The following is a 21,055-nucleotide window of genomic DNA, read 5'->3' as shown; positions in this document are numbered from 1 at the left end:
AATATGATTTTAATTACTGGTGGAAATGGCCAACTTGGTACTGAGTTACGCCATCTTCTTGATGAACGTGATGTAAAATACTTTGCAGCAGATGTTAATGAACTTGATATTACGGACAAAACTGCTGTTGATACTTTCTTTGACAAAAATAAACCAGAATTGGTTTATCACTGCGCTGCCTACACTGCTGTAGATAAAGCAGAAGATGAAGGTAAAGCTCTTAACGAAAAAATTAATGTTGATGGCACACGTCATGTAGCTGAGGCAGCTGCTCGTGTTGGAGCAACACTTGTTTATATTTCAACGGACTATGTTTTCAATGGTGATTTACCTGTTGGTCAAGAATGGGAAGTTGATGCGCCTAAAGGCCCTGTTTCAGAATATGGACGTACAAAATTACTCGGGGAGCAAGCAGTTGAAGTATCTGGTGTGAAATTTTATACGATTCGTACAGCATGGGTATTTGGTAGCTACGGACCAAATTTTGTTTTTACAATGCAAAATCTCGCCACTCGTTTTCCAGAAATCACCGTTGTTAATGATCAACACGGTCGTCCTACTTGGACCCGTACATTAGCAGAGTTTATGGTCTACTTGGTTGATCAACAAGCAGAAGCAGGTTATTATCACCTGACAAACGATGCTGCACCTGGAGAAGATGTAACATGGTTTGATTTTGCTAAAGAAATTTTGAAAGATACAGATACAGTTGTAAAACCTGTAGATTCAAGTAATTTCCCATCTGCCGCGAAACGACCATTTAACTCAACGATGAGTCTTGCTAAAGCGAAAGCTACAGGATTTAATATTCCAACATGGCAAGAAGCTCTTGCACAATTGCTGACTATTGGTGACTTAAGAGAAAATAAAGATAAAGTCAAAGGCGAAACAGCAAAATAAATATGGCATCGACAAGTTTTGGAGATGATAAAAAACAGCGAAATTCTGTCTTTAAGGCAGAATTCTCGCTTTGAGAGGTTAAAAGTTTGCGCTTGCAAACGTAGAAAAACATGAAAAAACACATTTTTATTATTGGTAGTCGTGGATTGCCAGCAAAGTATGGAGGGTTTGAGACTTTTGTAGAAGAGTTGGTTAAACACCAAAGTAATCAAAATATTAAATATCATGTGGCTTGTCAAAGCGAGAATTCAGATATAGAAGTTGTGGATGGTCATTTTGATTATCGAGGGGCTGATTGCTTTGTTATTAATGTGCCAAACATTGGACCAGCGCGTGTAATTGCATATGATGCTCTGGCAATTAATGCAGCCCTTAAGCAAATTAAAGAGGAACAAATTATTGAACCAGTCTTCTATATATTAGGAAATACGATAGGTGGCATTATTGGTCACTATGCTCATAAAATTCACAAGGTCGGCGGAAAGCTGCTTGTCAATCCAGATGGGCTTGAGTGGAAACGTACCAAGTGGCCGAAACCTGTGCGCCGCTATCTTAAGCATGCGGAGAAAAAAATGGTCCGTTGTGCGGATATGATTATTAGTGATAATCAAGGTATTCTTGATTATTTACGTGCAGAATATGGTCAGGTCAAGAGTGAGGTGATTGCTTACGGTACGGAGAAGTTCAATTCAAATTTGACAGAATCAGAAACTCTGGTAAAATATAAAACTAGTGATTATTATTTGATTGTAGGGCGATTTGTGCCTGAAAACAATTATGAATTACTCATTCGTCACTTTATGAAAAGTAAAACGAAGAGGGATTTAGTGATTATTACAAATCACGAAGGAAATCCTTATTATGAAGAACTCCGAGCCCAGACAAGTTTTGACATGGATCCTCGGATCAAATTTGTGGGCACAGTTTATGATCAAAAGGAATTGCGTTTTATCCGAGAGCAGGCTTTTGCTTACCTGCATGGTCATGAGGTGGGCGGAACCAATCCAGGTCTTCTTGAAGCCATGTGGTCGACTCCAGTCAATGTCGTCCTTGGTGTGAATTTTAATCGGATGACTGCGGGAGATTCCGTCATTTATTTCGATAAGGAAAACCTTTCAAACGTGCTTTCAGAAGTTGAAAAAATAACAACTGATGCACGTCAAAATTTACAAAACAAAGCAAGACTAATTATTGAAGAAAAATACACATGGGAACACATTTGTGCCCAGTATGAAACCTTATTTACAAAAATAAGCGACTGAAACCGAAAGAGGCCTCTCAACATGCCCAAAGTTAATATTTTAATGTCGACTTACAACGGTGAAAAGTTTGTTGCTGAGCAAATTGAAAGCATTCAGAAACAAACATTTCAAGATTGGAACTTGATTATTCGAGATGATGGGTCCAAGGACGAAACCGTTAAAATAATCGAGCATTTTGCCAGTAAAGATCATCGAATTAAAGTAATCAAAGCCAAAAACGTTGGTGTAATTCAATCTTTTTATCAATTGGTAAAAGCTGATATTGCTGATTTTTATTTTTTTGCTGATCAGGATGATTACTGGCTACCAGAAAAATTGGAAATTATTCTGGTAGAAGCAGAAAAGCATGATAGTAATATCCCCACCATGTACTACACGGACCTTAAGATTGTTGATAAACAACTCAATATCTTATCGGAAAGTATGATTCGCAGTCAGTCCGATCATGCCAATACGGAACTGGTTCAAGAACTCACAGAAAATACTGTTACTGGTGGTGCGAGCATGATTAATCATGCTTTAGCACAAGAGTGGCAAACCACTGAGGATATCATCATGCATGACTGGTATTTAGCACTTCTAGCTACCGCAATAGGGAAATTGGTTTACATAGATCAACCAACGCACCTCTATCGCCAGCACGATGCGAATGTTCTGGGGGCAAGAACGTGGACGAAGCGGATGAAAAAATGGTTACGCCCCCATCTTTGGTTTGAAAAGTATTGGTGGCTTATCGAATCTAGTCAAAAGCAAGCACAAAAACTGCTGACAGAGAAACTGGATAAGTTATCATTGTCGAACAAGGTGCTTATCCAAGACTATGTTGATTTGCTCAACATGCCAAAGGAAAAGCGCCGTCAAACACTCAATCAGTACAAGTTACGAAAGAATAAAAGTTTCCATACTAAAATCTTCCGTACTCTGATTCTTACAAAATTTGCATATAAAGGAAAAAATAAATGAATTTCTTCAGCCGTAGAAATCAAATTCTACTTAAAGAACTGATTAAAACAGACTTCAAACTTAGATATCAAGGGAGTGCTATTGGTTATTTATGGTCAATCCTCAAGCCCGTAATGCTCTTCTTGATTATGTATCTCGTATTTGTACGTTTCATGCGTTTTGGTGAAGGAACACCTCACTTTGCTGTAGCACTGCTCTTAGGGATAACCATCTGGAATTTCTTCGGGGAGACAACAGGAATGGGAATGCTCTCGGTCGTAAGTCGAGGGGATATGCTTCGAAAAGTGAACTTTTCAAAATCAGTTATCGTTTTTTCAGTTGCTGTCAACGCTTTTATTAATTTGATGATCTCACTTGCAGTAGTGACTGTCTTTGCCTTCATCAATGGCGTTCAGATGTCGTGGACAGTTATTTTTGTCGTTCCACTCTTATTAGAGCTTATTCTTTTTACTACAGGGATTTCCTTTATGCTCGCGACATTTTTTGTCTATTTTAGAGATTTGGGGCCTATTTGGGAAGTTGTCATGCAAGCTGGGTTTTATGGTACGCCGATTATTTATCCAATTACTCAGATTTCAACCAATCATCTTACCGTAGCAAAATTTCAAATGTTGAACCCAATGGCACAAATTATTCAAGATATGCGTTACGTGTTAACCTTTAGTAATAATACGAATCCGACCTTATGGCAACTTTGGGATAATTCATTCGTAATTGCTATCCCTTATGTTCTTTCCGTCCTTGTTTTTGGTTTAGGATTGTGGGTATTCAATAAAAATTCGAATAAATTTGCGGAAATTGTTTAAGGAGGAAAGAATGTCAGAAGTAGCAGTAAAAATAGATCATGTAAGTAAATACTTCCGCCTCCCAACTGAAGCAAGTACGAGTCTACGTACAACTTTGGTCAATCGCATGCGAGGCATTAAAGGATATAAGGAACAACATGTTCTCAAAGATATTGACTTTACCGTTGAAAAAGGTGACTTTTTTGGAATTGTTGGTCGTAACGGTTCAGGAAAATCAACACTTTTAAAGATTATCTCTCAAATATATACACCAGAAAAAGGAACGGTTACCGTTAATGGCAAACTGGTCAGTTTTATTGAGCTTGGTGTCGGCTTTAACCCAGAACTTACAGGTAAAGAAAATGTTTATCTTAATGGCGCAATGCTTGGCTTTTCTACCGAAGAGATCGATCAGATGTATGATGATATCGTGGAGTTTTCTGAACTTCATGAATTTATGAACCAAAAGTTAAAGAACTACTCAAGTGGAATGCAAGTGAGATTGGCCTTTTCAGTCGCAATCAAGGCTAAAGGTGATGTACTTGTTCTTGACGAAGTACTTGCTGTGGGAGATGAAGCCTTTCAACGTAAATGTAACGATTATTTCTTGGAACGCAAAGCTTCAGGTAAAACAACGATTTTAGTTACTCACGATATGAATGCCGTGCAAAAATATTGTAATAAAGCTGTTTATATTAAAGAGGGCATTGTTGAAAAAGGTAATATTCAGGATATCACCAATAAATATTCTGAAGATAATCTTGCAAGAAATAACACTTCCGTTGGAGAAGAAGAAACTGTTGCCGCAAAGATTGCAATTGAACCAGTATCTCCTCTTTCGCTTTCAAAACCAGAAGATAAGTTTGTTGGAAAATTAAATGTACAACTTTTTGATGAAACATTGGATAAATCAGATTTATTTATTTCTTACAGCCTTCACGATGTAAAACGTGGTGGAATAATCTACGATAGTGGTTCAATGCCAATACACACAGTAGACACTATTGAAATCCCGATGGAGAATTTTCACAATACCGAATTCGGCTTAGTTGCAACAATCCGGATGAAACGGCGTGTAGCAGAGGATGGGTTCATTGAAACTGAGCTTCTGACTGCCTCGCCGTTACTTAGCTTTGTTTATCGTGATTCTTCAGACAAACGCACTTATGGACTTTTAAAAGAAATCAAATGATCCCAAAAAAGAAAATCAAACTGTATTCATGGAAAGCACCTGGTGATAAACCTAACTTTGGGGATGAACTTGGTCCGGAAATTATCCAAAACCTATTCTCTTACCTTGAAGTGGTTTATGAACCAGATATCAGAAAAGCAGATCTACTCTCTGTTGGGAGCCTTTTGCATATCCTACTTGATTTAGAGTGTAATCGGCCAACGAAAAAGGTACATATCTGGGGCAGTGGAACAATCTACCCACTTCAGGCAGAAGTAGGTTCGATCAAAGAAACATATCCCTTGCACAACTTTTCAGAGCTTAATTTTTCGAAACTAAAATTTCATGCAGTACGTGGAAAGCTTACGCAAGAAGATTTGAAGCTCCCACCCCTGCCACTAGGTGATCCAGGACTTCTTGTTAATAAAGTTTACCAAGAAAGCCCCAATAAAGAAAATAAAATAGGAATCATTCCTCATTTTGAGGAAGCAGACCACCCTTTTATTCAAAAATTGGCTGCAGATCCAAGATTTAAAATTATTGATGTATTGCGTGCACCGCAAGCAGTAATCACTGACATCACCTCTTGTAAACTTGTTTTTTCTTCCTCACTTCATGGATTAATCGTTGCTGACAGTTTCAAGATTCCTAATCTACATATGAATCTCTCAGACCGTCTGGTTGGGGGAGATTTCAAATTTGAAGATTATTATTCAGCAATAGGAAAAGAGCATAAGTTGGCAGACTTGGACTTGATGTTGAATCAAGATTACCAAGAACAACAAATTGCAGCATACTTCCCTATTCAAGGCCTTGAAGAAAAACAGCAAGCCTTATTAAAAGCCTTCCCCTATAGAAGAACAAACTATATTTACTCATTATTAGCTAAACTAAAAATCATTTCATAAGGAGAAAAAAATGAACACGACGGACAATAGAAAATTAAAGCTCCCTGCAGAGAAATTCTTTATCATCGTTGTGCTCATTTTTGGTGTATTCTCAACATTTCTCACACCTCCGATGACGACTGGTGATGAAGGCTATCATCTTAGTTATGCTTATAATCAATTCTCGGCTAATCATCCAAAGGTTATGGCAACGCCGAACCTTCGAATTATAGAGAATGAGGCAATTGGTGGTTCTACAGGTAGTACAGCAAATATCAGTATCAAGGATACTATTTTCAAAAAAGTGGATTTAGAGAATGATGGTATTCGCTTCAATTTCACGAATAATGGAAATAGTTTTGTCCCCATTAATTTTATGCATCTCCCAGCGTCCATAGGTGTGTTAATCGCCCGTCTTATCTATCCAAGCATTGGTGTGATGGACTATGGTGGTAGACTTGCTAATCTCCTGTTTTTCGCTCTTTGCTTTTACTTTATTATCAAGAAAAGTAATCAGGGTAAGTGGTTGCTCGTGATGCTCTTTACTGTTCCTTACCTTATGAAGATTGCAAGTCCAAGTTACGATATCTTTAGTTTTATTGTCTTTGCAATGTTTGCACTCAACTTTTTAGAGTTAACACAAATCAAGAATTTTAAGGAGTTGAGTAAAAAGCAAAAGATTTATAGTTTAGCGACTATCTTGTTGCTCTTTTTAGCGAAGAAAAATTATGTTTTCTCTCTCTTTGCCCTTATTGGACTACCAATGGTCTATAAACCTGTTGTTACCACGATTAAGAAAATGAAGAAATACATAATAATTGTGTTATCTACATTAATTGTTACCTTGGTTATCGCAGGACTTGTTCTTTTCAACGAAAAACTTGGCTTAATTCACTTTGGAAAAGTATTTTTTAATAACTATTTAAATTTTGCAACTATGGGCCCTAACGCACGAAGAATGTGGATGATTACTCCAATGAATCTTCCAGACTTTTTCAATATTATATGGATTTTATTATTCTGCTGGGTTGCTATGGGGGAGTTCAGACGTGTGTATCCTAAATGGACAGTATGGAGCTCAGGAATGACTTATTTTATTAACTGGATTGGTATTTTCGCAGGCTTCTATATTGGTCAGAGAGCGCTCTCGACCTTCGATGAACTCTCTGGTCGCTATCTCCAGCCGCTGATTATTTTCTTCCTTCCAGCATTACAAAACTTGGGCGCAAAGTATAATATCCAACTTTCAGAAAGAACGGTCGCAAACATTGCGAAAGTCTCCACAATTACGATAATGGTTCTTTATTTATTTATCGTTTTCTATCGAGGATTTATTCTAAGAGTAAAACCGACAGGAGTTGTTTAAAAAAGGAGTAAAAACCCCCATGAATGATAAGGTTTCTGTTGTAGTCACTTGCTATAATCATGAAAAATATATTGCAAAATGTATCAAAAGTATCTTTGAACAAACGTATCAAAATATTGAGCTTATTGTCTTTAACGATGGTTCTACAGATCGTTCGGGAGAGATTATCTCTTCGTTACTTCTAGAATCTCCTTTTAAAGAAACAAAATACTTTTCAGGCGCGAATCAAGGTGTAGTAAAAGTTAGAAATGCGGCCCTAGAACAAATAACAGGTGAGTACTTGTTGTTTGTGGATAGTGATAATTTTTTGAGCAAGGATTATGTTGAGATCCTGCTCAAAGAAGCCAAAAAACATGGCGATGCTGATATTGCTTACTGCCAGCTTTGGGATTTTGAAAAGAAGCGTAATATTTTACACGACAATCTCGACTTTATTTTAGAAGATGAGCTGGTACAAAATGTTATCGATATGTCTTCTTTGGTTAAAACAACAGCTATAAAAAGCGCAAAATTTGATGAAAATTTAAAAAGCTTAGAAGATTATGATTTTTGGCTTAATTTAATTCTTAAGAACGGAGCGAAAGCTTTTTTTGTAAGAGAAACGAAGTTAAACTACAGAGTTTTAGATGCTTCTCGCAGTCAAAGAGATGATCTCAATCGCTATTTCGAAGATTATCTTTATATTTTGAAGAAGTATAAGCCACTACTAGGAGACAAGTATGATCAGGCGATTAAGCAAAGTCTCATCTCAACTTCTCATAATTTTAGAGAGATGAATAGATTGGCAGAAGAGCGTCTTCTTTTAATACGTGACTTAGAGAAAGTAATGCATTATAATGAGCAACAACTTCAAGTTAAAGAGGAACAACTCCAAAATCTTATCCAGTCAAGAAGCTATAAATTAGGGAATTTTATTATACACAATACGAAGCGTACGCTATTTGTCTTAAAAAGACCTAAGTTATTATTAAAAGCTCCTCGAAAAATTTACCGCAAATTATCTTTAAATTTTCATCCGCTTCTCGACATAAGGAAAGCTCTGCTTCGTCCTTTACGCAATAAAGCGCGTGCGAAAAATAACTACCACAATCCGCAACGTGCACTTGTTTACGTAGTGTATGCAGATGGCAAAAAACTTCAAGAATACAAAATCATTTTCTTGAGAGCACTTGCTAAACTGTCCAATGAGATTATTATTGTGGTCAATGGTTCCCTCATTCCAGAAGATAAGACGATTTTGGAAACTTATGGTCGCGTAGACATTCGTCCCAACGAAGGCTACGACACAGCAGCGTTTAGACATGGTATTCTTGCTTTCGCAAATGAATCACTTTCACATTTTGATGAGCTATTACTCGTCAATGATACCAATGTGGGTCCTTTTATTGATTTAGAAAAAATCTTTGAAAAAATGGCTTCACAAAAACTGGATTTTTGGGGAATGTCATATGGTGAACCTCAACCAGATATTACCGGTTATAATAAATATAAAACCATTCCGATTCATCTTCAGTCTTATTTTCTCGTCATTGAGAAAAGTATGTTCACTTACTCTGGCTTTATAAAGTACTGGGAAAATATGAATGACACGGATTCTAGAGATAAAGCTATTGGTAAACATGAAACAGTATTCACAAAGCATTTTGAATATTTAGGATTTAAACACGGTGCAGTGAGCAACAATAATAGTGACAGTGCAATGTATATTCATCCATTGACGATGTTAAAAGATTTTGATGTTCCTCTTGTAAAATATACAGCATTTTCAAATTATAGTGATGATAAGTTTTTATGGCAAGGCATTTCCAGAAAAACACAAGTTCCAGAATTGATTGAATACATTAAAACCAATACAACTTACCCTGCTCATGTTATAGATAAAATGATGGAGGATATCAAAACTAGTGCGCCTAAGGAGCATATTTTAATTATTGATGGTGTGGAAAATGCTATCCCGCAATGTACACGCTATCGGGTTGAAAATAAAGCGGCACAGTTAAGGGAGCTTGGCTATGATGTGTTGACAGTCAATGCTTCGGCTTTTAAAATGAGTGATGCAGAGAATGCGAGCCATATTGTCATCTATCGTACCGGTTACTCGGAAGTACTCGAACAACTCTGTCATCTTGCAAAAAAATACAATAAGCCAGTCTATTATGACATTGATGATCTTGTTATTGATACCAAATATACTGATTTATTGGCTTATACGCAAGGACTTTCAGAGGTCGATAAGTATAATTATGACAGTAGTGTAAAATCTTATGGGAAAATGATGGCCTTATGCGACATTGTCGTTACAACCACACAAACCTTAAAAGAAGAGCTTGAAAATTATAGTTCTGAGGTGATAATTAACAGAAATCTTGCTAGTGAAGAATTGGTAAGATTAAGTCAAGAAACGCTCAAGGATTATACACAAGTTTCTTCGAAAATTAAGATAGGATATTTTTCTGGCTCAATCACACACAATGAAAATTTTGAGATGATTAAACCTGCAATCATGCAAATTCTAGAAAAATACCCACATGTAGAACTGCATTTGGTCGGCTATATTGACCTTCCACAGGACTTGAAAAAATACACAGAGCAAATCATAATGAATGACTATGTGGATTGGAAAGAGCTCCCTAGATTAATTAGCCAAATGGATATCAACTTAGCACCTTTGGTTGATAGTGTTTTTAATCGTGCAAAATCAGAGATTAAATGGCTCGAAGCAGCGCTTGTGAAAGTACCTACTGTAGCTAGTTATTTGGGATCATTTGAAGAAATGGTAAAAAATGATGAAACAGGAATCTTGGCCCAACCCAACGAATGGTATGAAAAACTGGAAACACTTATTGAAAATCCAAGCAAACGACAAACGATTGCAGAAAATGCCTATCATTTTGTTTTGGAGAATTGTACAATTAAAGAGCACACGGATGAATTTACAAAGAGCATAAGTATCTAAAAAATTTGTAGATATGACTTTAGGGAAGAATCATACTTTTCTAATTTGTCTTTTTTGACAGTGTGTCTTTGCTTATTGGCGAACAACAAGTATCACACTTTAAAGGATAAGGAAACAATAATGAAAAAATTTTTATTTGTCTCTCCGACAGGGACTCTTGACAATGGAGCTGAAATTTCAATTTTTTATCTGATGATGATGCTTGTACAACGCGGGAACACAGTGATTAATGTTGTGCCAGATTATCCAGGAGTAGATAAGACAGCCTATAAACATAAATTTGATAGCTCGGGTATCGAGACATATTTTCTTCCCGCAGGAAAATGGTGGTGGGAGGATGCTCCAGGTGGGCTTCCGGAAGATGAGAAGGTTCGTGCTTTCTATTATCGGGAAAATATCGCCCAAATTAGAAAACTCATTCAAGAAAATAATATTGATCTCGTGGTTACCAATACAGTCAATATGTTTCAAGGGGCTGTTGCCGCAGCCTGTGAATCAATACCACATTTCTGGTTAATTCACGAATTTCCCGAAAATGAATTTGCCTATTACAGAGATAAGATAGATTTTATTGAAGAGTATTCAGAAGAAATTTACAGTGTAACAGGCCTCCTCAATCAAAATCTGAATTCTCTTTTCCAGAACAAAGAAATCAAAAATTTTATTCCTTACAGCGAAGTGGATATCTCACCTTTGAAAAAAGGAGAAAAAATCCGTTTTGTCTCTGTCGGTCGCTTGACAGAGCGCAAAAACCAAATGGAGCTTTTACAAGCTTATCATAAGTCTGGAAAGACAGATGTGGAGCTTCTTTTGGTTGGCGCTCAAGATGAGGATTATAAAACTAAGTGCTTGAGTTACATCAAGAAGCATAACCTGAAGAATGTGAAGTTAACTGGCCACCTTGATCAGCCTTGGGAAGCACTTACAGACAAAGATATCTTTGTGAGCTCCTCAGCTCTAGAAACCTTTGGCTTGGTCTATATCGAGGCTTTGCTTAAAGGCCTTCCAGTGATAATCTCGGATAACCCAGGCTATGAATCTGCATATAACATCTTCCAAGAAGGCGAAAAATATCATCTCGGAAATATTGAAGAATTATCTGAAATATTATCAAGAAGTTTAACGGATTTTGAGGCAAAAAAGGAACACAGTATCAATAAAATTCCGGAAGTTCGGGAAAAATATTCTTTAGAATTTGTTTACAAAGAGTTTATTGAAAGAGCAGAGAAAGTACAAGGCAATAGAAAAAAAACTCTACGACATATAGAAAATTTGGTCACTTTGAATACGGAACGTTCAAATCCACCGAGCTCGAAAATAAAAAGAATCGTTAAAAAGGTTCTTTTGAAAATCAAGAAATGATAACGATGAATATAACTATTTCTTTAGTAGCTTATGCACAAAAATTCACAGAAACTGAATCTTTCGAGTCACTCCTTAGGATGAGTGACATTATCAAAAACAAGCTTAATATCATTGTTTTTGATAATGGAAGTATGGACTATTCCGATGTCGCTCTACCTTCTGGTTTTCATTCACTCACCTATATCTATAATAAGGACAATGTGGAGCGTGGGACACGCATAGCATACGAGACTTCTCTCACTCTCTCTAATGATGAATGGCTGATGCTACTCGATGATGATACCTCCCTTACAGAAGGCTATCTGAGTCTTTTGCTTGCTGAATTAGAAAGTAATATCAGAGACACAGAGATTGTTGCCTACTGTGCAAAAATATACGATGGTGTAACACAGATTTCCCCAACGGCAAGTGAAACGTTGGATATGCTCTTATTTCCAAAGGAAGCAGGAGTCTACAAACAAGATATATCAGGCATTTCTAGTACTTTAACGCTGAGAAAAGCTTTTATCGAAGATATAGGGGGCTTTTCTAAAGAGTTTCCCCTCGATTATTTAGATCACTGGCTGTTTTCTCAGATTATCTTTAAGCAAAAAAAGGTGGAAGTCTTAAACTGTCAATTAAATCATCAACTCTCAGTGCAAGACTTGTCGAGTTTGTCAGAGGAGAGATTTTATAGCATTTTTAGCAGTGAATACAGGTTCTATAAAGCCTATAAGCCGGAGTTGTTCTGTCAACTTAATAAAAAATATGTTAAAATGGTTCTAAAAGGTTTTTTGAAAAGAGATTCTGGAATCAGATGGAAGAGCTTGATTAAAGTGATGTTAAAAGTAAAAACCAACAAACCCGAGGGTAAGAGAGGACTTGAATAAAGTTGATTAATGAAGCAAAAATTCTTCTAATCATTCCTGCGTATAACGAGGGAGAAGGCATTGCAGAGAACATACGAAAAGTAGAGCAGTATAGAGCAAGCTCTCCTTATAATTTAGATTATGTGGTCATTAATGATGGCTCTACAGATAATGAAGAAGAGGTTTTAAGAGAGAACAATATTAATCATGTTGAGCTTATTCAAAATCTAGGTATTGGTGGTGCTGTGCAAACAGGCTATATGTATGCAGATGAAAATGGTTATGACATTGCAGTGCAGTTTGATGGAGATGGGCAACATGATATTGAATCGCTTCCTCAACTTGTCGATCCAATTATAAATAACGAAGCAGATTTTACTGTTGGTTCTAGGTTCCTTGATGATAGTAATTCAGAATTCAAATCTTCAAGAACACGGCAAATTGGGATTAAAGTTCTTTCAGCTTTGATTCGTTTGACTTCAAATATTCGTATAATGGATGTTACTAGTGGCTACCGTGCAGGTAATCGTAAAGTTATCGAACAATTTGTGAAGAGATATCCACGTCAATATCCTGAGCCAGAAAGTTATATGCATCTTTTTGCGAAAAATATTCGGGTGAAAGAAGTTGGCGTGAGAATGTTTGAACGTACCACAGGAACATCCAGTATAAATCTTTTAAAAGGTGTGAACTATATGATTAGCGTTTCGCTCGCTGTCCTTGTATCATCGATGATTGGGAAGGAGAAAAATTAATGCCCATTCAATTACGTGTTTTAGCAATTATTTTCTCAATTATCTTTTTTATTTATGTTATTCAACTTATAAAAAAAGATAAAGCTGAGATACGCCATATGCTCAAATGGTTCATACTTGCAATAATTATTTTATTTGGTGCGCTTTTCCCTGAATTAGGAAGTAGTATTGCCCATTTTATGGGGATACAGACTTTAACATCTTTGGCTTTATTTATATTAGTGAGTTTGTTGCTTTTTATATCTTTGAAGTATCAAATGTCACTTATCTCCGCGGAAAAGCAGATTAAAAATTTAGTTCAAGAAACGTCGTTACTGAAGAAGAAAGTGGAAGAAGTAGAAAATAAGAATGATTCAAAACAATAATATCTTAATAACGGGAGGAGCAGGTTTTATTGGTTCCTCTCTAGCAAATAAGCTTATTCCCAATAACAAAGTTATGGTCATTGATGATCTCTCGATGGGAAGTTTCTCTAACCTAGATAATTCGATTAATTTAACAAAAATCGAGGGATCTGTAACGGATAAATCTTTGCTTGAAAACGTTCTTGGAGAAAATGATTTTGATTATATTTTCCATTTAGCAGCAGTAGCATCTGTAGCAGATTCTGTCGCTCGTCCCTATGAAACTCATCAAGTTAACTTTGATAGTACGATGACGATTTTAGAAATCCTTCGAAGAAATAAAAAGTCATTGAAACGTCTAATTTTTTCTTCAAGTGCTGCGGTATATGGGGATGAACCAACTCTACCTAAACAAGAAGAAAGTGTGATTCGCCCTTTAACACCTTATGCAGTGGATAAGTTTGCTTCAGAGAAAATGGCGATGGTTTATAATAATTTATATAAAATTCCAGTCAGTGCGACACGATTTTTTAATGTTTATGGCCCAAACCAAAATCCTAGTTCCCCTTATTCGGGCTTTATTTCGATTTTAGTTGATCGTTTAAAAAGAAGAGCTCCCTTGACAATTTTTGGTGACGGTAAGCAGGCGCGCGACTTTGTTTATATTGATGATGTTCTTCAAGCGCTGATTCTGATTGCGACATCAGATAAGTCTTTAGGAGAAGTTTATAATGTTGGAACTGGGACAAAAACTACTCTGAATGATTTAATTCTCTTGGCTCAAAGAAATTTAAACAAAAAATTAGATGTGGAGTATGTAGAGCCCAGAGAAGGTGATATCAAGCTTTCGATTAGTAGTATTCAAAAGTTAAAAAAAATAGGATACAGTCCAAAATATAATCTCGAAAGTGGCATGAAGAAGTACTTAGATTATGAATTTCATAATTAAAAAGTGATTTTAAATCGGAGACACCCTAGTAGTTTAAAATCTTTTTTGCTCAAATTCTTAATAGATATTAATAATATCTATTATCTTTTTGGAACTATAATTATTTAATAAATCAAGAAAAAAGTAGAAAGATGAAGAAGTTTAAGAAATGTTCATATATATTATACTATTTGAAGTTTTTTCTTATTTAGGTAGATAGTATATTACCTGTATATTGAGCATTCCGATTCTATAATTTTTAGTTTTAATGATAGTTGGCAAATTCATTACTTAGGTATTTCGAAGTATTAAATGGTTCTAATTTTACGATAAAAATATATGTAAGTTAAATTTTGGGTTTTTGTGATTGAAAGAGACGTGATTAAGTACTTAAATTATGAATATTTTTATACATCAGAAAATTTGTTTTTTTAACAATAAAAGGAAAGGTTAGGCCTATTTTTTATGCCAAACACACAATTTGCACATACTTTTGTTATTTGTGCATATCAAGATTCACCATACTTAGAGAAATGTATTAAGTCATTATTATCACAGTCTTCGGTGAGAGAACAAAAATCAAAAATTATTCTCTACACCTCAACTCCCACGAGTTTAATGATTAAGACGGCTGAAAATTATAGTATTGAATATTTTGTAGGAACAGGTGGAAGTATTGGTGCCGATTGGAATGGTGCCTTATCTTTTGTACAGACAAAATATGCGACCATCGCTCACCAAGATGATACTTATGAGCCGGAGTATGGAACCAAGATTATTCAAGCTTTCCAAAAACAAGAAGATTTAAATATTGTTTTCTCTGATTACTATGAGACTGATGAAAATGATAATCTCAGAAAGCGAAATATTAATTTAAAAATTAAAACTTTTGGCCTACGTCTACTTTCTCTATTTAAGAATAAGTCATATCAACGTAGAGTTTATTCTTTTGGCAACTTTATTTGCTGTCCTGCTGTCTCCTATAATATGGAACGTCTGAGTGATTTTAAGTTCAATGAAGAACTTCGAATGGCTTTAGATTGGGATGCTTGGGAGCGAATTATGCGTCGACCAGGTTATATCAAATATTTGCCAGAAAGGTTAATGGCTCATCGTATTCACAGTGATTCAGAAACAAGTGCAAATACTATTGACAAAAATAGAGAAAAAGAAGAGTATGATATGTTTCGTCGATACTGGGGTGAGAATATGACTCAGCTTCTTATGAAAATTTATGTGAATAATCAAAAAGGAAATATTTAGAAATGAAGAAAATAACTTTTGCTGTTGGAGATTTACGCATGGGTGGCTCTATGCGAGTACAAAGCGTAATTGCTAATAATTTGAATAGAAAAAAATTCGATATTACTTTTTTTTCTATGAGAAAAGTTGAAAGCTATTTTCATGTAGAACCAGAAATTATTTTTGCAAAAAATGCCATGACTCACAGCCAATTTCGAAGCATACTTATTAAAACTGGTATTCAAAAATATATTTTGAGGCAGTCTGTTGATATGACAGTCATACCAAATCCTAGTATGATTAAGGATTTGGTGGACTATGTTAAAGAAAATAATATAGAAACGGTGGTTTTAGTTGAACAGTGGGCTGTAGTAGCGCAAGAATTAAAAGAGCAACTACCAGATGTTAAATTGATTTCGTGGTTACATTTCAATGTTACAATGTATAAAACTTTTTTGTATGGGAAAAGTTATAGTAGATTAGTGAATAGTTATAAGTATTCTGATTTGATATGTGTCTTAACTGAGGAAGATAGATTAACTTTAAATGGTATGGGCCTTGAAAAAGTAAGGGTAATGCATAATCCATTAACAATTGAATCTCATACAGAGAAAGCTAATTTAAAAAGTAATAAAATTAGTTTTGTGGGAAGGATTGATTATCATACTAAAGGTTTGGACTATTTGCTAGATATTGCTGAAGAACTGGATGATAATTGGAGCATTCAAGTTGCAGGGAAAGGTCTGTTTTTTGAAGAAAAACGCTTTGCTTATGAAATAAAAAAGAGAAAGCTAAATAAAAAAATTCAATGGCATGGTGCTAAAAGTGGAAATGATTTAAAAAAACATTTTCAAGATAGTTCCATATTTATTAGTACAAGCCGCTTTGAAGGATTCCCACTGGTTTTTGCTGAGGCAATGAGTTTTGGCTTACCAGTTATAGCCATGAAAAATTCAGGTTCAGCTGAAGTTTTGAATAAAGGTGAGTATGGAGTTTTGGTGAAGCAAGGAGACGTTGCAGAGTTTGTAGTTAAGTTGAAACAATTTCAAAATTCACCAGATTTAAAAACCAAGTATGGGAAACTTTCGAAGGAAAGATCAGATATGTTTAGTGTAGAAAAGATTATATCTATTTGGGAAGAAATTCTTCAATAGTTAAATGTGTTCGGAAAAGGTCATGTTTTCGTTTAAATAGAATATAGAAGTTTAAGTGAAATTGTAAGAGAACACCTTATGATGAATAAATAAGTAGATATGTTTCATAATTGATTTTCTGAATTTTTAAAGTTAATATACAGAGAGTATGGCAGAAGATTAAGTTAGAAAAATAGTTAAGAGAGTAATAGGAGTTGAAGATGGCTGATAAGATAGATTTTGTGATTACTTATTTAGATGGAGCAGATCCAGAATGGATAAAAGAGAGAAATTATTATCGTGAAAAAATTCAAGGAGTTGTAACACAAGAAAATGGCGATAGCAGGTATAGAAATATGGACAACTTTCACTTTCTTTTACGCTCTATTGAGAAATTCGCTCCTTGGGTGAATAAGATTCATATTGTGACTTGGGGACATATTCCAGAATGGTTGAATACAGAAAATCCCAAAATTAATATTGTTAATCACCGAGATTTTATACCAGAAGAATACCTCCCAACTTTTAATACAAATCCAATTGAGTTGAATTTTGATAGAATTCCAGGTCTTGCGGAGCAATTTGTTAATTTTAACGATGATATGTTTTTGAATGCACCAACTCAACCTACTGATTTTTTTGAAAATGGTCTTCCAAAATTACAAATTATGCATGCTCCTTTTATGCCAACTCTGGCGCTGTTTGCCAATAATATTTTAGCTGTAAATAAGGTTGCTGATACAAAATGGTTGATAAATCCTAAGATGTTTTCATTGAAGAATGGGCTATTTGCTGCATTATCAAATCTGTATTTGTTACCAATTTTAAAATTTTACGGAAAATTTCTAGGTTTTAGAGCGGACCATCTTACTCTTCCACTGACAAAAACGATATATCGTGAATTTAGAGAGGCATTGCCAGAATACTTTGATTTTGTGAGTAAGGGGAAATTTAGAAATTCACAAGATGTGAGAGGAATTTCTAACTGGGCGATTGCAGATTATGCACGTGCAACAAATCAATTCGAACCAATGAATTCTTTTAAATTTGGGAGCCTAGTTAATTTAGGAAAAGATGTTGATTTTGAAAAATTATTTAAATCAAAATATAAAGTACTTTGTCTAGAAGACGGAGATTTTGTAGCTGAAGAAGATTTTGATGATATTGTAAACAAAATGAATACTGCTTTTACAAATAAGTTACCTAATAAGAGTGGTTTTGAGAAATAAATATTAGATAGGATGGTACGTTGTAGTGTTTTTTATAAACATTTTCAACTAATAAAGAGATGAAATTTGTTAAGAATATGCTGTATAGTACAGTCTATCAAATGTTAAGCATAATTGTCCCCCTGATTACAACTCCTTATGTTTCTAGGGTTCTTGGAGCCACAGGGATAGGGATAAATGCTTATACTTACTCTATTGTGATGTATTTCGTGTTAGCGGGCGGGTTAGGTATTCAGTTGTATGGGAATCGAGAGATTGCCTATAATCAAAGAAATATTGAAGAAAAAAGTAAGGTCTTTTATGAATTGGTTATTTTAAAGTTTATAGCCATATTCATTGCTTCTATACCTTATTTGATTTTTTCAATGTATCAAGGAGACTTGAAGATTTATTTCATGCTTCAAGGTCTTGCATTATTAGGTTCAGCATTAGATATTTCTTGGTATTTCATGGGTGTAGAGAATTTTCGGATACTAGTTGTAAGAAATACGATTGCTCGTTTACTCCTCCTTATCTTAACATTTGTACTAGTTAAAACAGCAGATGATTTATGGATATATATTCTCTTAACCATGTTAGCTCCCCTGTTAGGTAATCTTACTGTTTGGCCGTTTTTAAAAAAAGAATTTGTTCCTGTAAAATTTAGAGAACTTAATATCCTAAGGCACTTAAAACCTACCCTACTACTCTTTTTACCACAAATAACGATGACGATTTATCTGTCCTTAAATAAAACAATGCTAGGAATTATGGATGGTGTTGTGAGTGCTGGCTATTATAGTCAGTCGGATATGATTATTCGTACAGCTTTTACTTTAGTTTCTAGCTTTGCTTCGGCTTTCTTGCCCCGCTTATCGAGTCTTTTTTCGGAAAAAAGACATTCTGAGATTAAAAGTTTAACTTTAAAGTCCTTTAATTTAAGTGCAACATTATCTATTTTAATCATGGCAGGGATTATGGGGGTTTCACAAACATTTGCGGTATTTTTCTTTGGGAAAGATTTTGAAGAAGTGGGCTCTTTGATGTTTGTTCAAAGTATAATGATCCTCTTTGTCGGGATAGCTGTAGTTGCTGGTAATCAATATTTATTAGCTTCAAATCGAACAAAAGAATACACGGTATCTGTTTCTATTGGCCTAGTGGTTAACGTTATTTTTAATTTTATTATGATTCCTCTTTTTGGAGTGATGGGCGCAGTAATAACAACCGTGTTAACTGAATTAGCTGTGGTTCTCTATCAGTTATGGTCAATACGCGATGTTTTTTCTTTGAGGGAAATACTGCATGGCTTTTGGAAGTATCTTCTTGCAGGCTTAGCGACCTTTTTTGTTGTATTTAATTTAGGCCAGTTGATGAATGTAAGTGTGATAAACTATATTATTCAAACGGTGCTCGGAACAAGTATGTATGCTCTAATTGTGTGGCTACTAAAAGCTCCAATTATTGCTGACATCAAGAGTATCATTCGTCTAAGAAAGAAAAATTAGAAATTTAAAATTAGTATTACTGAAGTAAATCACTAAATAGATATAGGATGAAAAGTATAGATGGAATATGTATCTAAAAATTTAAGGAAGTTATCGAAACAAAATTTGCCTGTTCATAAAATTTATATCGTGCTGGCATTGTTGTTTGGTATTATTTTTTCGATAGCTATGCCTATTTTTCATGAGCAAGATGGACAATATCATTTTGCAGCTTCGAGTGCTATGGTTGATCTTCCTGTAAACCTTTCCAATTATGGTGAATATGTTGTGGGATCAGGTATGGATAATCAAAAGCAATTTTATCAGAACGGGACTCACTTTCAACAATTCTATTTGCAAAAAGTTCAAATTATTCCACAAGAGGATGTTCCTCGAAAAATAAATGCTCTTAGTAGTAAATTTAACTATGATTATATGGGACACATTATTCCTGCATTGGGGGTTTGGGTAGGGTATCATATTTATCCCTCTCTTGGAGTAATGACAGTTGTTGCTCGCTTATTTAATCTTATAGTATGTGCTACGATGATGTTTTTCATTATTAAATGGGTAAAAAAAGGTAAACTTCTTTTTGCTTGTGTAATGTTGAGTCCGGTAGCAATTATTTCTTTTGCTAGCTTGTCTTATGATGCTATTAATTTTGTTTGGGTTGCATTTCTCATAGCTTATATGATAAATATGTCACTTAGATCTAAGTTAGTATTGAGGAAAGAGCTACCAATACTTGCAGTTTTAGGTGTGACCAGCGTTTTGTGGTTTAAAACAAATTTTCTTTTGTTGTTTGCCATGCCAGCCATTATCCTTGTTAATTATTTAATCTCTAATTATTATGGAGATGATGCTGTGCGTCAGAAGAGTAAATATAGAGTGATAGCAGTTGTTTCTTTTCTGACTTTAATAGTTGGAAGTGGTGCTTTCTATTATTGGACACATAGTAATGGAGGTGTGCGCTATGTTGTTTCAAGACTTTGGGCATCATTTGGTATTCTTAGTACTCCGACATCGAGTCAAGTTAGCCAAACACTCTTAGCCCAGACTAACAGAATGACAAATGGTATACCTTTTTGGATAGCAGGGGTTTGGTTCGCTTTATTAATATGTATTCTATTAGTTGAAGATAAGTATGTGAAATCAAAAGTGATTTCATTTGGAGCATTGGGAGTGTTTGGCATTTCTATTTTAGTTGTATATATGGCTTTTATTTCTTACAATAATGCGATATCAGGCCAAATTTATGGTGTACAAGGGAGGTACTTTACTCCTGTACTATTACTTCTTTCTCTTTTTATGGGAAATGAGGCATTTAAATTAAAAATAAAGCCGAAGAGAATAGTGGTTGTTCTTATGATAATTATTGTTATTATTTCAAATACACTGATTGTTACCAATACGTTGTCAAACATGCATGGATTATTTATTGATATGAGAGGATAA

The 21,055-nt window shown here is 35.0% G+C and carries 18 protein-coding genes; all 18 read left to right on the top strand.

All coding sequences use genetic code 11. The features are described 5' to 3' along the window. Nucleotides 1-3: 3 nt before the first annotated feature. Nucleotides 4-900, top strand: coding sequence for a dTDP-4-dehydrorhamnose reductase (rfbD, locus tag BZZ03_RS06215; RefSeq protein ID WP_086582791.1), 897 nt, complete (start codon nucleotides 4-6; stop codon nucleotides 898-900). A 110-nt stretch (nucleotides 901-1,010) separates the two neighbouring features. After that, entirely contained in the window at nucleotides 1,011-2,162 is a 1,152-nt protein-coding gene (cps2T, locus tag BZZ03_RS06210; protein ID WP_086582790.1) for a beta 1-4 rhamnosyltransferase Cps2T, read from the top strand. A 21-nt stretch (nucleotides 2,163-2,183) separates the two neighbouring features. Then, nucleotides 2,184-3,125: a glycosyltransferase family 2 protein gene (locus tag BZZ03_RS06205; RefSeq protein ID WP_019291775.1), complete on the top strand. Its 942-nt coding sequence runs from the start codon at nucleotides 2,184-2,186 to the stop codon at nucleotides 3,123-3,125. Further along, nucleotides 3,122-3,931 carry an ABC transporter permease gene (locus BZZ03_RS06200; RefSeq protein ID WP_019291776.1) on the top strand — a complete coding sequence of 270 codons (810 nt, stop codon included), beginning with the start codon at nucleotides 3,122-3,124 and terminating at the stop codon, nucleotides 3,929-3,931. The genes BZZ03_RS06205 and BZZ03_RS06200 overlap by 4 nt, the downstream gene beginning before the upstream one ends. Nucleotides 3,932-3,941: 10 nt before the next feature. Beyond that, a complete protein-coding gene (locus BZZ03_RS06195) occupies nucleotides 3,942-5,102 on the top strand; it encodes an ABC transporter ATP-binding protein (protein ID WP_019291777.1) in 1,161 nt (386 codons plus the stop codon). Further along, on the top strand, nucleotides 5,099-5,989 hold the full coding sequence (locus BZZ03_RS06190; protein ID WP_019336016.1) for a polysaccharide pyruvyl transferase family protein: 891 nt from the start codon (nucleotides 5,099-5,101) through the stop codon (nucleotides 5,987-5,989). The genes BZZ03_RS06195 and BZZ03_RS06190 overlap by 4 nt, the downstream gene beginning before the upstream one ends. Nucleotides 5,990-5,999: 10 nt before the next feature. Further along, the gene (locus BZZ03_RS06185) at nucleotides 6,000-7,334 is read left to right on the top strand and encodes a DUF2142 domain-containing protein (RefSeq protein ID WP_046401064.1); all 1,335 of its coding nucleotides are present in this window, start codon (nucleotides 6,000-6,002) and stop codon (nucleotides 7,332-7,334) included. A gap of 19 nt (nucleotides 7,335-7,353) precedes the next feature. Further along, nucleotides 7,354-10,290 (top strand): rhamnan synthesis F family protein, encoded by a 2,937-nt coding sequence (locus BZZ03_RS06180; RefSeq protein WP_086582789.1) that lies wholly within the window; start codon nucleotides 7,354-7,356, stop codon nucleotides 10,288-10,290. Nucleotides 10,291-10,410: 120 nt separating this feature from the next. Further along, on the top strand, nucleotides 10,411-11,652 hold the full coding sequence (locus BZZ03_RS06175) for a glycosyltransferase family 4 protein (protein WP_086582788.1): 1,242 nt from the start codon (nucleotides 10,411-10,413) through the stop codon (nucleotides 11,650-11,652). Nucleotides 11,653-11,657: 5 nt separating this feature from the next. Then, a complete protein-coding gene (locus tag BZZ03_RS06170; RefSeq protein ID WP_086582787.1) occupies nucleotides 11,658-12,524 on the top strand; it encodes a glycosyltransferase in 867 nt (288 codons plus the stop codon). A gap of 2 nt (nucleotides 12,525-12,526) precedes the next feature. Continuing rightward, nucleotides 12,527-13,258 carry a glycosyltransferase family 2 protein gene (locus BZZ03_RS06165; RefSeq protein WP_019291783.1) on the top strand — a complete coding sequence of 244 codons (732 nt, stop codon included), beginning with the start codon at nucleotides 12,527-12,529 and terminating at the stop codon, nucleotides 13,256-13,258. Next, on the top strand, nucleotides 13,258-13,623 hold the full coding sequence (locus BZZ03_RS06160) for a DUF2304 domain-containing protein (protein ID WP_019291784.1): 366 nt from the start codon (nucleotides 13,258-13,260) through the stop codon (nucleotides 13,621-13,623). The genes BZZ03_RS06165 and BZZ03_RS06160 overlap by 1 nt, the downstream gene beginning before the upstream one ends. Continuing rightward, nucleotides 13,607-14,551, top strand: coding sequence for an NAD-dependent epimerase/dehydratase family protein (locus BZZ03_RS06155; RefSeq protein ID WP_086582786.1), 945 nt, complete (start codon nucleotides 13,607-13,609; stop codon nucleotides 14,549-14,551). Before BZZ03_RS06160 ends, BZZ03_RS06155 begins: the two co-directional genes overlap by 17 nt. A 444-nt stretch (nucleotides 14,552-14,995) precedes the next feature. Then, nucleotides 14,996-15,793, top strand: coding sequence for a glycosyltransferase (locus BZZ03_RS06150; protein WP_086582785.1), 798 nt, complete (start codon nucleotides 14,996-14,998; stop codon nucleotides 15,791-15,793). A 2-nt stretch (nucleotides 15,794-15,795) separates the two neighbouring features. Continuing rightward, nucleotides 15,796-16,926 (top strand): glycosyltransferase, encoded by a 1,131-nt coding sequence (locus BZZ03_RS06145; RefSeq protein ID WP_086582784.1) that lies wholly within the window; start codon nucleotides 15,796-15,798, stop codon nucleotides 16,924-16,926. A gap of 200 nt (nucleotides 16,927-17,126) precedes the next feature. After that, nucleotides 17,127-18,134: a stealth family protein gene (locus BZZ03_RS06140; RefSeq protein ID WP_019291788.1), complete on the top strand. Its 1,008-nt coding sequence runs from the start codon at nucleotides 17,127-17,129 to the stop codon at nucleotides 18,132-18,134. A 59-nt stretch (nucleotides 18,135-18,193) separates the two neighbouring features. Beyond that, nucleotides 18,194-19,621 (top strand): flippase, encoded by a 1,428-nt coding sequence (locus tag BZZ03_RS06135; RefSeq protein ID WP_086582783.1) that lies wholly within the window; start codon nucleotides 18,194-18,196, stop codon nucleotides 19,619-19,621. 60 nt (nucleotides 19,622-19,681) lie between these two features. Next, the gene (locus tag BZZ03_RS06130; RefSeq protein WP_086582782.1) at nucleotides 19,682-21,055 is read left to right on the top strand and encodes a DUF2142 domain-containing protein; all 1,374 of its coding nucleotides are present in this window, start codon (nucleotides 19,682-19,684) and stop codon (nucleotides 21,053-21,055) included.

The sequence above is a fragment of the Lactococcus petauri genome (assembly GCF_002154895.1).
Lineage (GTDB): Bacteria > Bacillota > Bacilli > Lactobacillales > Streptococcaceae > Lactococcus > Lactococcus petauri.
Note: the sequence above shows the minus strand (reverse complement) of the source record. Positions and strands in the feature narration are given on the sequence as shown.